Source organism: Pseudomonas sp. KBS0707 (assembly GCF_005937945.2).
In the GTDB taxonomy this organism is placed as follows: domain Bacteria; phylum Pseudomonadota; class Gammaproteobacteria; order Pseudomonadales; family Pseudomonadaceae; genus Aquipseudomonas; species Aquipseudomonas amygdali.
Genome location: NZ_CP041754.1, coordinates 5,665,489 through 5,678,833, shown reverse-complemented (window position 1 = coordinate 5,678,833; position 13,345 = coordinate 5,665,489). Strand labels below are relative to the sequence as shown.

Below are 13,345 nucleotides of genomic sequence, written 5' to 3'. Positions count from 1 at the left end.
AAATACTCCGGTTAGCGCATCTCAGGATACATGGATTTGTTTAGTTTTATGAGTTCTTGAAGTTTTGTATTAGGAATGTCTGGGTAAACTCGCCTAAGTTCTTTAATGTCACGCGCCACAACGTCCCTTGCGCTTGTGAATGGTAGCCCGGTATTAGGGTTTATCCGGCTACGAGAAACTATTCCGACACCTTCTTTTGATACAGTATGTCCGACACGAGGCACCAACATTGCTGGAGCAGTTGCAGGGTCGTAACCTTCCACCAAATCCTTCATCAAGTCCTTCTGACCCACATGATGAGAATCCAAGCCGAGATTTTTGCCTTTCACGGAGCTTTTGTTTGCTTTATGTGAACTGACTGTCCACTTATCACACGCCAGCCCTAGAGCATCAATCCAAGATTGCGTGTTTGGAGCATATTGGTAAAGATTTTCCCCACCCAACAACCCAATCGGATCTTGCGTTATAAACCGCCCAATCTCCGGGTCGTAATACCGAAACGTGTTGTAGTGCAGCCCCGTCTCGACATCAAAATACTGTCCCTGAAACCGCAGGTTTTGCTCAACCTCGTTCACCACCAGCTTCTCAACCGCTCCCCAGGCCCGGTACTTCGCCTGCCAGACGATCTGACCTTCGGCATCGGTCATTTCCAGCGGTGTACCAATCTGGTCGGTATGGAAGTAGTAAACCTTGTTTTCTACCTCGCCCTCTTTCTCATCAACACGAGCCAACGGCGCATAGCTGCCGGGCTCGTAAAGGTACAGGCTGCTCTGGCCGGGGCTTTCTTCGCGCAGCATGCGCAAGCCTTGCCAGAGGAAGCGTTTGTGGTCGGTGCGGCCTTTGATCTCGGACTGTTTGGCGACTCTTCGGCCCAGGCTGTCGTATTGGTAGCTGCTGGTGCTTTCGACCTGCGTGCCAGCCATGGTTTCGGTTTTGACCAGGCGGTTTTCGCAGTCGTAGGTGAAGGTTTGCCAGCGCACGATGCCGACGACTTTTTCGATCAGGTTGCCCCAGGCGTCGTATTTGTATTCGTGGTTCGCCCACTGTTTTAGGCGGTTGTCTTTGACGTGGTCGAAACGACTGGTGTTGAAGTTCAGGCGATTGGCGGCGGCGTCGTAGCGGAATTCTTCGCCGTCAACGACTCTACCGGTGTTGCGCGCCAGCAGCTGGCCGTTGGCTTCGTATTCGTACTGGGTTTCGCCGCGCAGTTTGTCGAGGGTGCGGCTCAGTTCACCGGCCGGGTCGTATTCGTAGCGGCGGTGGACAGGGTTGTAGGCGTGCTCGACGTAACGTTCTGGCTTTATGAGCGGGTTCTGGATCTGCGACAGCTTTTCCGCGGGCAGAGTTGTGGCGTACTGCCACGCTTTGCGGCCCATGCTGTCGTAGCCGAAGCAACTGGTGAGTTTGCCCTGGGTACGGTAGACCTCGCGGTGCAGGTCGTCGCGTTCCATGTCGCTGATCAGCTGGCCATCGAGGTTGAGCTGATGTAGGTGACCGCTGCCGTAGTACAGGTGGTTCAGGTGTTGACCGGTGGGCAGGGTCAGCGTGGTCAGGTTGCTGAGCGGATCGTACTCGTAGGCCAGCGCGCCTTGGGGTGTGGTCTCTTTGACGAGGCGGCCCAGCAGGTCGTAGGCAAATTCCAGTTTTTCGGCGGTGACGCCCAGTTTTCTGCCGGTGTCCGTCGGTTTGCGCTCGATTGACAGCAGTCTGTCGCCGTCGTCATAGGTGTAGTCCTGACGCGCGTCGTCGTTGAGTTTGGCCAGCAAACGGCCTATCGGGTCGCGCTCCAGATGTGTGCTGCGCCGTGGCTGTTCGCCTTTCTCGCCGTAGCCGATTTCCTCGACCTGTGTCAGGTGCCCGCCGAGGTTGTAGCTGAAACGGCGGGTGAGGTTGTCGATGCGCTTTTCTTCGATCAGACGATCTGCGTTGTCGTACACGAAGTTGTAGGTGGCGTTGTTCTCGTTGACCAGTGCGGTTAAGCGAATGGCCTTGTCGTACTGGTAGGCTACGGCTTTGCCCTTGGCGTCCTCGCGTCGGGTTGGCAGGCCACGGGCGTTGCGGGACAACCGCGTTATCTGGCCTTTGCCGTCGGTGTGAGAAAGCACTTGGCCGAGCGCGTTGTAGGTGAAGGACTCAACGCTGCCATCGGGATGGTTGATGCGCAGCACTTCGCCGTCGGGTTTGCGTTCCAGCGTGGTGGTGTTGTTCAGGGCATCGGTGACGGCGATCAGATGACCGCGATCGTCATAGCGGTAATAAGTATCTTTGCCTGAGCAGTCCTGGAAGTGCTCAACCTGAGCGAGGCTGTTCCACCACAGGTATTTGGATTTATAGGTCGCATCAATGATGGTGTGTGGCAGGCCATCTTCACTGTTGAGGTATTCGGTCTTGTTCCCGAGTGCATCGGTTTCGACCAGAAGATTGCCTCTGGAATCGTAACGGGCCTTCCACGTGCTGCCATCAGGGAAAGTCGTCTGGGTCACCAGCGTGGTCGCCAGATGATGCTTGTAGGTGATCTTGCGCCCTAGCGGGTCGGTTTCTTCAACCAGTCGCGAGAGGTGGTCGTATTTGAAGGCCAGCGTGTTGTCATCGGGTAATACCAGCCCCGTTATATTGCCGCTTTCGTCTATCTCGATGGTGTAGCGCTCTCCGCCGTAATCACGGCCGGACGTGACGCGCCGGTCTTCGTTGTAATGAATTTCCAGTTCACGCCCGAGCACATCGACGGCCCACGACGTACGCTGCTTAAAGTCATAACGGTAATCGAAATGTTCACCATCGCTGGTCCAGTGCTCGACCACGCGAGGCTGGTCATCAATGGTTTCCCAGCGGTAGTAACAGTTCAGGCCCAAGGCGTTGCTGTGGCGGGTCATCACGCCGTTGGTGTAGGAAAAGCTGCGAGTGGAATCGCCATTACGGTTATAAACGTCACTGAGCTGGCCGTTGTCGTCGTAGTGGTAACGAACGAGGGTTTCAACAGCTTCCTTATTGACGATCCGCTTCACCGACGTCAGCCGGCCCAGCGGGTGCTCATACTGCAAATGCACATGTAAGTTGCCGGGTGCGCTGATGTCGGTGAGAGTACCTTCATCGGTACGGCTGAAATGCAGGTAATGGCCGAGCGCGTTTTCAATACGCTGCAGCGGAACGGGTTTGTTGTTATTCGGCACTTCGCCGAAGTAGAAGAAGATGTTGTCCTGGGTTTGGAGCATGTAATGGCCGCCTTGCGTGCGGACCAGATGCATCTGCTCGTAAGGGTTGTAAATGCTTTCCCCGGGCTCGACGTTGACGAAGGGTACGCTGCGCCCCTGATTGTCGATGAGGTAAACGAAACTGCCATTTCGGCGCAGGTTTTGCTCCCACGGCAGCACCCAGCCCTTGCCCAGAACGCTGTCGACGTTGAGGTCGCTGGCGTAAAAGCGCGACCACTCGATAGGCATCAGCCCCGGCAGCGCAAAGTCTGTTTCGCCTTCTTCAAGCAGTAATTTTCGCCCGCTGGTGAGGTCAACGGGGTTGCCGCTGAAGCCGCCTATCACCCCGCTTATTGCAGGCCCCGCAACAAAACGTCCAAATAAATAGGACACGCCTACCGTGGCAGCGAATTTCAGGGCGCAAGGTGCGACTGCCTTCAGGCCGCCACCGAGTCCCTTGGCTAACATGGGCAGTCCACCGCGCCCCATCGAGGCAATGATGATTGCGATATCAATACCGACACGAAGCGACTCGGATATCTCTTCGTTCACTTTCAGATAGCGTTTTGTCCCGCCGCCAATAAAGACGTTATTGGAACCTGTAGCGATTTTCGAGTCACAGGTGAGCTTGTCGCCCTTGCGGGCGGCCGGGTAGCCATTGATGAAAACGCTGGCAGAGCCATCTGCAATCTGTACCGGTGCGGGGTGATTCTCGCACTTGGCGATACTTTGTGTGGTAAGAGCAGCATTGCGGCCGTTGATAAAAACGTTGGGCGAACACCCAGTTTGCGTGATATCTCCCGCGGGAGAACTTCGTGCCGCGCCCCAGCTTTCACCCACCGCTGGGGCTGCGCCTGCGCCGACTGACAAAACAACACCCAGAAGAACAGCTCCCAACCCGGCGGTGCAGACAATCAGGGCCGCGCCAGCAACGGCCATTGCGATGCCGATCACAGCACCCGCCAGAAGCCCGCCCAGTGCGCTATTGTGCTCAATTCCATCGTGCAAACGCGCTGCTTCGAACATGGTTTTATTCCTGTTCGGTGTTTATTGGCCCAGCGTTATCCGGATGTGGCTGAAAACTGGCCAGCAATTGCAACCAGTCCTCGTCCTGCGTGGAGCTAAAGTCAGTCTGACTTGTTGCCGAAAACACCAGAATACGTCCCGGTATGACTTCAAAGGCCGCTTGGCGCTGGTAAATCGGTCTGCCTTCATGCATGTAGTAGGCATCTACTTGTATACCGGGGAGGGTGTGCCCAGTAGACAACAAGGCAGACTTCTTACCAAGCAGCGTGTAGCCCCGAAGTTTATTGGCGATGAGCTTTATCTGCCGGCTTATGTAGGTGCTCATGTCCTCAGCGGGCAGCATGTCATCACGTGAAATCGTGATATTGAGGGGCGCTGGAACGCTGTCGCCCAAGGTGAACATGTTCACCGTCCGGTCCTTGAAACCATCTGGTAATGCGATTGATCCTTCGTGAAGCTGATAGTCCATTGTGAATGTCCTGAACTCGAAAATAAAAAATCAATGAGCGACAATTGCTTCAAGCACTGCGTCGAAATCGATCAACCAGTCTGCCAGCGTAGCCGTGTCAGGATCAATCATTGTGGAGATGCAAAGCCATTGCTTATCTCCATTCTCTGCAGTGGTGATAGCGTTAATAGCTCTGCCGTGACTAAGCCCTTGCCTGGAGGTGAGTACGTAGTCGAGAGCCACAGCTGCATTTCCCGCCAGCAAGCAATCTCTCTGCCGCACAGTATCGATATCAGGGTGTCTCTCACGCAGGTTTGCCAAGTAGAGATCTGTATAGCGGTTCAGCGTCAGATCATCCCGAACCGGCCGACGTGTGATGGTGAGCGTGATGGGGTGTCCATCCTTTTCAAGAGTGATGCTGATCTCCTGAAAGTTCACCCGCTGCGGCATGACCAGTTTCAGCCCGGCAACCGTAATCTCATTGCGTGTCAATTCAAGCGGCAAAACCGGCACTGGCTCAGGCTCGGGAACGGTCGGCGGAGCACTTGCTGCGTGTAATGCTTTCTCACGCGCCAAAGCCTCATCGGCTAGACGCTTTTCCGAAATACGGTCATAAAGGCTGGTTCTGACCATCTCAGGATTTCTCGATATTGATATCGACACGGTCACCTTCGACAAAGGTGTTTTTGCCGAGAACCTTTATTTCGTCGCCCTTGATTTCGATGCTGCTCGGCTTGAGGGTAATGCTACTGGTACCTACAGTGAGGGTGATCTCCGTCATGGCCGTAATGTCGATAGACTGTTTGTCCACGGTAATCGTCAATGAGCCTTGCTCTACCTTGAGCAAAGTGTCGTTCTGAATAATTTCCGTATTCTTACCGCCGACAGTCACACTGCGGTTATTACCCACGTCATGCGTCTCATCCAGCTCGATCTCGGTGTCCATGTTGCGCTCGGCATGCACAATCACCTGTTCGGCACCGGCCTTGTCTTCAAAGCGGAAGAAGTTGGCTGTACCGCCATCACCCTTGGCCGAACGCGTCAGGAAACCGCTTTGGGTCTTGTTGGCAGGCAACGACCACGGCGGCGTATTCTGGCTGTTGTACAGACTGCCCATGACGAGCGGACGGTCGGGGTTACCATCAAGAAACACAACCACAACTTCGTCGCCGACGCGCGGGATCTGGATGCTACCAAAACCGCCACTTGCGCCGGATTGAGCGACGCGGACCCAGCAGGAGCTTTTGTCGTTGTGCTCGCCTTTGCGGTCCCAGTGGAACTGAATCTTTACGCGACCCAGTTCGTCGGTAAAGATTTCTTCGCCGGGCGGACCCACAACGATAGCGGTCTGCGGGCCGGAAATGACGGAGCGATTGGTTGTGAGCTGCGGGCGAAAAACTATCTTCTTGCGCACACAGGAGAAGGTGTTGAAGTAGCTGGCTTGCTGGCCGTTGAGATAATTGTTGTGGCCTTCACTATCAACAAGCACGAGCAGGAACTGGCGGTCTTCAGGTGAGCCCTGATCGTGGTCGTAATGCTGCAGCAGTTCGAAGGTGTAGCCAGGCTTCATGGCACGACAGTTACTGGTGCCCCTAAAGCTCTTGCCCCTCAGCTCAAGCGCTTCAACGCGCAAGCGCAACAGCGCTTCACCTTCATCGTAGGTGCCATGGGTGTACTGGCCGGGAAAGTCGTACACCTCGAAGTTCTCGACATCACCCTGCTGGTTCAGGCTGTTCATGGCGACCGGCAGCCTGTTGTTTGGCTGACGATAGTCGAACGTCTGAACCGCTATTTTCCCTGATTGTAGTTTGCGGTCGCCGTTCCATTCGATAATGGAGTCGGCTGTTTCGGTGACCGACGCCGAGTGGAAGCGTATCTGGGGCTGCTCCGGCAACGGCACCAGCGTGGTGGAGTCGTCGCAGATGATCATGGTGTGACCTTCGGCGGTGTGCTCGAAGTAATAGAACATCCCTTCTTCTTCCAGCAGACGCTGGACGAAGTTGAAGTCAGATTCGCGGTATTGAGTGATGTAGGTATAGCGCTTGAGAGGCTTGCTCAGGCGAAACTCATGCTTGGAGAACGCGGTACACATCGCGAACACTTGGGTAACGACTTCCTCAACCGTATTTCCCTGGAAGATACGTGTGTCGAAGCGGTTCTTCAGCATGGAGAACCAGGGGTTGAGCGTTGCCGTGTATTTGGCCATGCCGCCGTCGCTGCCACCGCTGGCAAAGCGCGTGAGATAGCCAGCGATATAGCGTGGCGAGCCATCGGCCAGCTCGATTTCGATAACCACGTGCTGGCCCATCATCGATTTCAGCTCGACTCCGGAGTCCTGGCACACCAGCAGCAGGTCAAATTGGTATGCACGTGACAGACCTTCAGACCCTCTAAAGGACTCCAGCAGCAGCTCCTGCTCGGGATTCGCGAGGTTCTTGAATTTAAAAAGGCGCCGGTTCTGCGGCGAAAGCATCGCGGCAAGGTCCATCAACATGTATATCTCCTTGAAGGCAGGGAGGCCAGCGCCGCCGGATTTAGCGGCTAACGGTTACAAACTGACAAGTCACGACACAGGTCTGGTGCATAAGCATCGACTATTTCAGGAGGGCTGCGATATCAAAAATCGACATCCACCGCTCATAAAATTCTGAAAATTTCGTAGGACCAGAGCTACAGACGCGTTCGGCATCTCGCAATTACTGCGAATGTGCGACCACAAAGCAATATGAAAGTGCCACTAGCTCAGTAAAAAAACAGCTAACATTTCTCTCAAAACCGTTACAGTTCTTAAGAGATGAAAGGAGACACCGAGGCGTTGCGCCGTGTCAACCACAACGACGGCCTCGGACGATCACCCTCATTTTGGGATGTGTCTGATTTAGCTGGACGGTCGTAGTTGTGGAGCACTTAGAGCGCGCATTAGTTGGAAGATTTTCAAGCGTAGCAATGAGTTAAGCAGGGACTCGAATAGGTGATGGCCTAATGGCATTGTTGCGATCTGTTTTTTAGGTGAGAAAAATGAGCATGTCCTGAAATTTAGCTTCAGAATTCAGGTCCCATGGAGCCATGTACATGGCTCGGATCACGTCAATTTGTAGCCGCGCGATTGGTGCAAGCCTCCTTCAACCCAGGGACAGTGATGTGTAAATGGACCTATTAGCCAACATTCCTAGCTGGGATGACATCGAGCGGAACCTTGATGATAAATTCAACACGCTGAATCAAGCCTACAGCGATGGGCTGCAGAGCACCTATGACAGCTGGAATGGCTTCACGCGACGCGTCAATACCACCGCGACTCAAGCCTACGGATACATGGGCGGCAACCGCATTGACTATGTGAAAGCGGCGATGAGGCTTTCCTATCCCATCATCGAGTCAAACCTCAAGCGCAAGTGGGCATCCATCGAGATCGAACAGATCCTCCCGGTGCTGCTGCAACTGGTTAAAGAAGTGGCGATGATTCTCGGCGGCAGCGTTGCGGTTGGTACGGTCGCTGGCGGCGTTGCTGGAGCGTTTTTCTTTGGTGTCGGCGCTGTGCCGGTAGCGGCAGTTGGAGCGGGTATCGGTTTACAGGTTGGCAACCTGATCCTGATGGCGCTGGGCCTCTCAGCTATAGCTGAATATTTCTATAAAGGTCTGCCTGCTTGCCTCTCTACCTTGCAGGAAGGCTTCGCCACTGCCTGGCACGCTGACGAAGGGCTGAAACCCGAGGGCCTCGACCCCACTGGTGGTTCGGCATACGAAATCCAGGAGCGGATTGATCGTGCTGCCCGCCAAATTGCAAAGGGCCAGGAGCAACTGGTGCTGCTGCTCTTTACTGCCATCGTGACCTACATGACACGTGGGCAGGTCAAGGCAGGCATCATAGGGAGCGTGGATAGCATCGCAGCGCGCAGTGCCAAGCTTCAGGCAGATATTTCGAACAAGCAGTTTGCGAATTGGTTGGCGCGTAATGAGCAGAAGTTGTTGGCTCAGCCTGAGTTGCGGGTTAATGAGCCGGCGCAGTTTAGAAAAGAATCACCTGACTTTGATAGTCGATATGAAGAGCCTAAACCGCAACCTGAACCCATGCCTGGGCCGCCGGAGCTAGATACTGAAAAATTGGCAAAGCTACGTCGCGAATACTTAAATAAAAAATTTGGACGAACGGGCGACGTACTAAAGGATATTTCGATCCGAGAAAATAAAGAGATTGCTTCGAGGTATTTTGAATCCAGAGGCTTCACTGAAGAGCACTACAAGCCGTACATGGAAGGTATAGATTTTACGAAGCCCGTCACTTTAGAGACAATCAACTCAGGCAAGAAGCTATGGCAGTTTCAAGTTCCAGGAGGAAGGCAGGGTATGTGGTATTCTCTCACTCCAAATGTGAAGCCTACAGAGCTCGGAATTAACCCTAATGCATTAATGTATAAAACAAATTATGAGGCGCAACGAGTTTTAAATATTTATCAGAGCACAGAAAAAGTCACAGTGCTTCGTAGCACCGCTGCTCCGATACTAGATAAATTTTCTATACCCAAAGAGCCTTATGATGCTATAGGCGGCGCCAGGCAATTGACCTCGGATCAACGAGAATTATTCAAACTAATAGACTCGGGTGAGCTATGAAATTTAATACTGCAATTGAATATATAAACCACGCTCTTCTACTTGCTAAGGATCGGTGTGCGCGTAATCCCCAGTTTCCAGTTTATACATCGGTAATTAATCAACTCCTCTATGTCAAAGCAGTTTTCGAGGGAGTTGAGAAAGACAAGTCGAGGCTTCATGATTTGTCACTTGGCGCTCTAGGAGCTAAGGAGTTTGAAGACACTGACTACGAGCTAGCTCGAGCCATTATGGATGTGAGCTATATAGCGTCTCAATCAGCTAGTGGGCTAAAAGTAAAACTACCCACAGGGGTCTTATACCAAAAACCACCCGTTAGGTGATGATTCAGATAGGGACGAGCTCTATGTCACATACACTGTTCAGAGTGGGGGCGGCGATATTCGTTTTTTTTATGTTGTTGGTCGGTGTGTTTTCAATTTACTGGATTTGGGAACATGTGCTGCATTTGTATGGGCGCCTATACAGAAATGCACCTGTCGTAGAAACTTCTTACCTTGCCTTTGCCCTGCTAATGGTTCCGCCGACCGTGTTGCTGATCACAGTTGGAGGCGCTATAGCAATATGGACAGGAAGGAAATTTGACCCTCCCAGCAACTCTTTCTTGCATCGATTTCAAAGCTTGATGCTCTACCTTTCTGTCAAGATAATAATCTATGTTGTGCCCGCTATAATTATACTAACCACGACTTGCTAAAGACTACACGCCTTGTCCTAAACTACTTATTTCTGGTTCGGCATGGCAATTATTTTGGGTGAACGATGAGCGGGTTTGCTTCAAGCCTACGCGCTATATCAATGATCATTGGCCTTGCAAAATGGTTGGCGATCAAGAGTATTGTGTACAGGTGGATGGACTGTAAATTTTGAGTTGTGGTGCGCTTTTAGCTGATGGTTAAATTGTTCGTGTTGGTTTTGCCTTAATTTTTATAAGCCTAGAAAATGTTTTTATGCCTTCCGATGAACATTGAGGTCTTGTGGCTATAGATGAAGTGGGAAATGAAAAGCAGAGAGGCAATAGGGCGTGCTAGATAAATGATAGTTCGACATGGCTCTCTGATGGGGTTAAAAGCCGCCATATAATTTCCAACATGAAAACTCCAGTAGAGACTGAGGTGTGCCTAGGTAAAATTGGTTGCCGGAATGGTTTTCATGGGTGTGGCGCTGTGTTGTCAAATCACGGCCCATTAAAGATAAATAAGTAATGAGTTAGCCCCTTTGAAATGAACAAAACTCAAGAAATAAACGCTCTTATCAAAAAAGCATCATGTCTGCTAAGGCAGTATGAAAGATCAGAATGGGCCGATAAGCTAGATGCATACGCCGAAGCACTCTTTGATGATGCGGATTATGCGCTGTCTAAAATAATTTCACTGTATGGCGGTTCGGGGTCAATAAATGATCTTGTTTTGTACAGTAATGGAAAGTTTTTATTTGAGAAAAATAATAGGTTGCATGAGCTGCTTTCTAAGATATACAGTTTGTGTTCAGGTGCAAATTAGCTAATGCCAGAATACGATTGTTAAGTCTGGGGTGTAGTGGCTAATTGCAGTGAATGGTCTGCGCCTAGGTTGAGGTGCACAAGCATGAACACTAATCCCTTTAAGGCTGCATCCATAAAGCTCACAGATAAGCTTGATTTCTACAAGAGTCATGACTCTGATGCTTCAACATTGTTATTGAATATTTGCTTTTCCTCGCAGAGCGGGGCCAAATAATGAAAGGCGTTAGCTGATAGCTGATTATTTGGGCTTTCCTTGTATATATGAAATAAAGTCGCTCAAACCTACCAGAGGTTACGTCAGCGAGTTCGCTCCGACGAGCGAGTTAGGAGGTCTAGTTAAACGCTCTGCCGGAGCAGTGCATTATGTGGTGCCTGATCGTGGTAGCTGGGCTCCAGCTGTAAGAATTAGGATAATAGGGAACTAGAAATGAATATAGATAAAATCGAATTTTCAGCAAAAGTTTTGGAAGAAAAATTAAAGGAATATGCTGTAAAGGATAATGAGGCTTCACGTCTCTATGAAGATTTAAAGCCGTTGTTGGAACTGGCAAAATCAAGACGTATTCTATCACCAGTACAATGGGGGAAAATCCCGGGGCGCTATCGCTTTACCGAGAATGGGCTTCAAGAATACAGCGATTTAGAGGAAGCATATGCTGTATTTTCAATTGAGATTACGGGCGGGGAACCTCCGTTTCTAAAGATGCTTCGTACAGAGAGAAATCAAAAATAGCTTATTGAACAAAGTGGCAATAAAATTTATACTGCATATTAGTTGGCGATAGTTAAATTTCATCGACATGTTCTATTGAACATGTTCAAAGCTCCGGAGTGTAGGTTACGAAACTGTTCACCCCGAGGGGACGTAAGCCACGATCCAACGACTCTCGAATGAAAATTTTAGATGAGTTGGCGATAGACAAAACGTCATTTTTACTTGTCATTTTCGGTTAATAATGACTTGGTTGGCTATGAAGAATATTATGAAATAGTCCAAAGTGGCTACGAGCTTTTTCAAAAAACTCCTGAAGTTGAGCTCGTTTTCGTCATAAAATTTAGACTCAGAGAGTTGGGTGATTTGCTTACTGTTCAGCCCAGTTAAAATAGGGGGCTACAAGTTAGGGAAGCAGACCCAAAGTAATTGCTCCACGAGCATGAAACTGGTGGCAGCTTAGTGTGCATGTGCGCCCGCAGGCTAATGCTCAAGGTTTATCTGAACTTCTCCGCTTATGGGAAAACGCACTTATAGAGGGCAGACCTCCCTCAAAGCGTTCTTGACAGGATAGCCGACGGAGCGGTATAAGTGGGCAAGGGTTTTTAGGACCGTAGCAAATACATCCTTCTTAGGCATTGCTTAAATAACGATGTAAGGAACGTCTGTAAAGAATATTTCATTTCTAAACTACGTGTCTCTGAAAAAAGGCCCATGATAAATCTACATACCCCGTTAGACATCGTTACTGACTATGCTGAACGGTATAGAAGCTTTAGGCCTGCGCCTACTTCTAGAGTATCTACCTCAAGTGGAAGATCTTCAGGGGTTGATAGTCTCACAGACTCCTCCTTGGTTCCGGGCTGGCTAGCATCTAGAATACCTACGCTAACAGCCTCTCAGGCACTTGACCGATCAAAAGGCGCCTTGCTATTGGTGATGCAGTCGGTACAACTCTGGAGTTTACTAGTCGCGATTCTAACACTGTGACAGACATGCAAGGCGGGGGGCCATTTAGACTCAACGCGGGTGAGTGGACAGATGATACCAGCCTAGCTCTTTGCTTGGCTGACTGTTACCTTGCGAATGGAAAACTGGATTACGCAGACTATTTGAATCGGCTGTGCCGCTGGTATAAAAAAGGGGAAAATAGCGTCAACGGTGTTTGCTTTGATATTGGTAATGCGACATGCAACGCACTTGAAGGTTGGCTAAAGGAAGGATTGAGTTGGAACGGTAACTGGGAGCCTAGTACCGCAGGCAACGGCTCAATAATCAGATTAGCACCGACAGCTATTTTTCGGCGAAACTCTCTGATCACTACATGGATGGAAAGTCAAACGCAAAGCAGAACTACGCACTGCGCGGTTGAGGTGATTAGCTGTTGCGAACTTCTAGGGGCAAAATTACACCTTGCTCTAAATGGGGCCAATAAGCAGGAGGTTTGTTCTCCCATGATCGGCCCATTCCAGCCTCGAGTAATGATCATCAACGCCGGTGAATATAAAGAAAAAACTAGAGACCAGATCCGCTCCTCAGGCTATGTCATCGACACACTGGAAGCAGCGCTTTGGGCTGTATGGAATACCGACAATTTTAAAGACGCCATTCTGCTGGCTTCCAACCTGGCTGATGATGCCGACAGCGTAGCCGCCACTGCCGGACAAATCGCCGGCGCGCTTTATGGGGTGTCGGGCATGCCGGAGGAGTGGGTCAAGAACGTCGCATGGTCCGAGCATATTCAAGGGCTGGCTCAACAGTTGTTCGAGCGTGCGCCGCTGCAGGACCCTTTGGACGAGTCTATCGGCGGCTGATAGGGAAACGCGCGTACTTTATCTGAGATCAGCCCG

8 protein-coding genes and 2 pseudogenes are annotated in these 13,345 nt (G+C 51.0%); 6 read left to right on the top strand and 4 right to left on the bottom strand.

Going from position 1 to position 13,345, the window contains the following annotated elements; all coding sequences use genetic code 11:
• Positions 1–11 precede the first annotated feature (11 nt).
• From FFH21_RS27385 to tssI, 4 genes are read right to left on the bottom strand one after another with little or no spacing between them, the layout of a single operon-like run.
• Positions 12–4,217: an RHS repeat-associated core domain-containing protein gene (locus FFH21_RS27385; RefSeq protein WP_004666571.1), complete on the bottom strand. Its 4,206-nt coding sequence runs from the start codon at positions 4,215–4,217 to the stop codon at positions 12–14.
• A 4-nt stretch (positions 4,218–4,221) separates the two neighbouring features.
• The gene (locus FFH21_RS27380) at positions 4,222–4,686 is read right to left on the bottom strand and encodes a DcrB-related protein (RefSeq protein ID WP_002551405.1); all 465 of its coding nucleotides are present in this window, start codon (positions 4,684–4,686) and stop codon (positions 4,222–4,224) included.
• Positions 4,687–4,716: 30 nt separating this feature from the next.
• Positions 4,717–5,298, bottom strand: a complete 582-nt coding sequence (locus FFH21_RS27375; protein ID WP_004661657.1) for a hypothetical protein — start codon at positions 5,296–5,298, stop codon at positions 4,717–4,719.
• A gap of 1 nt (position 5,299) precedes the next feature.
• Positions 5,300–7,159 carry a type VI secretion system tip protein VgrG gene (tssI, locus tag FFH21_RS27370; protein ID WP_011169879.1) on the bottom strand — a complete coding sequence of 620 codons (1,860 nt, stop codon included), beginning with the start codon at positions 7,157–7,159 and terminating at the stop codon, positions 5,300–5,302.
• 653 nt (positions 7,160–7,812) lie between these two features.
• Between tssI and FFH21_RS27365 the strand changes: the two genes are divergently transcribed.
• The 6 genes and pseudogenes from FFH21_RS27365 to tri1 all read left to right on the top strand — a co-directional run bounded on the left by FFH21_RS27365 (position 7,813) and on the right by tri1 (position 13,309).
• Positions 7,813–9,279 (top strand): polymorphic toxin type 46 domain-containing protein, encoded by a 1,467-nt coding sequence (locus tag FFH21_RS27365; protein WP_011169878.1) that lies wholly within the window; start codon positions 7,813–7,815, stop codon positions 9,277–9,279.
• Positions 9,276–9,602: an immunity protein Tsi6 family protein gene (locus FFH21_RS27360; protein WP_004661649.1), complete on the top strand. Its 327-nt coding sequence runs from the start codon at positions 9,276–9,278 to the stop codon at positions 9,600–9,602. Before FFH21_RS27365 ends, FFH21_RS27360 begins: the two co-directional genes overlap by 4 nt.
• A gap of 23 nt (positions 9,603–9,625) precedes the next feature.
• A pseudogene (locus tag FFH21_RS31195) lies at positions 9,626–10,142 on the top strand (hypothetical protein).
• Between the two features lie 360 nt (positions 10,143–10,502).
• Positions 10,503–10,781: a hypothetical protein gene (locus FFH21_RS27350; RefSeq protein WP_054073228.1), complete on the top strand. Its 279-nt coding sequence runs from the start codon at positions 10,503–10,505 to the stop codon at positions 10,779–10,781.
• Between the two features lie 429 nt (positions 10,782–11,210).
• Positions 11,211–11,516 carry a hypothetical protein gene (locus FFH21_RS27340; protein ID WP_019741723.1) on the top strand — a complete coding sequence of 102 codons (306 nt, stop codon included), beginning with the start codon at positions 11,211–11,213 and terminating at the stop codon, positions 11,514–11,516.
• Between the two features lie 693 nt (positions 11,517–12,209).
• Positions 12,210–13,309, top strand: a pseudogene (gene tri1 / locus FFH21_RS27335) (ADP-ribosylarginine hydrolase Tri1).
• The last annotated feature ends 36 nt before the right edge of the window (positions 13,310–13,345 follow it).

Excerpts from the sequence above, each read along its gene's own strand:
- FFH21_RS27385 (WP_004666571.1), bottom strand. The coding sequence starts at position 4,217 with ATGTTCGAAGCAGCGCGTTTGCACGATGGAATTGAGCACAATAGCGCA.
- FFH21_RS27380 (WP_002551405.1), bottom strand. The coding sequence starts at position 4,686 with ATGGACTATCAGCTTCACGAAGGATCAATCGCATTACCAGATGGTTTC.
- FFH21_RS27375 (WP_004661657.1), bottom strand. The coding sequence starts at position 5,298 with ATGGTCAGAACCAGCCTTTATGACCGTATTTCGGAAAAGCGTCTAGCC.
- tssI (WP_011169879.1), bottom strand. The coding sequence starts at position 7,159 with ATGTTGATGGACCTTGCCGCGATGCTTTCGCCGCAGAACCGGCGCCTT.
- FFH21_RS27365 (WP_011169878.1), top strand. The coding sequence starts at position 7,813 with ATGGACCTATTAGCCAACATTCCTAGCTGGGATGACATCGAGCGGAAC.
- FFH21_RS27360 (WP_004661649.1), top strand. The coding sequence starts at position 9,276 with ATGAAATTTAATACTGCAATTGAATATATAAACCACGCTCTTCTACTT.
- FFH21_RS27350 (WP_054073228.1), top strand. The coding sequence starts at position 10,503 with ATGAACAAAACTCAAGAAATAAACGCTCTTATCAAAAAAGCATCATGT.
- FFH21_RS27340 (WP_019741723.1), top strand. The coding sequence starts at position 11,211 with ATGAATATAGATAAAATCGAATTTTCAGCAAAAGTTTTGGAAGAAAAA.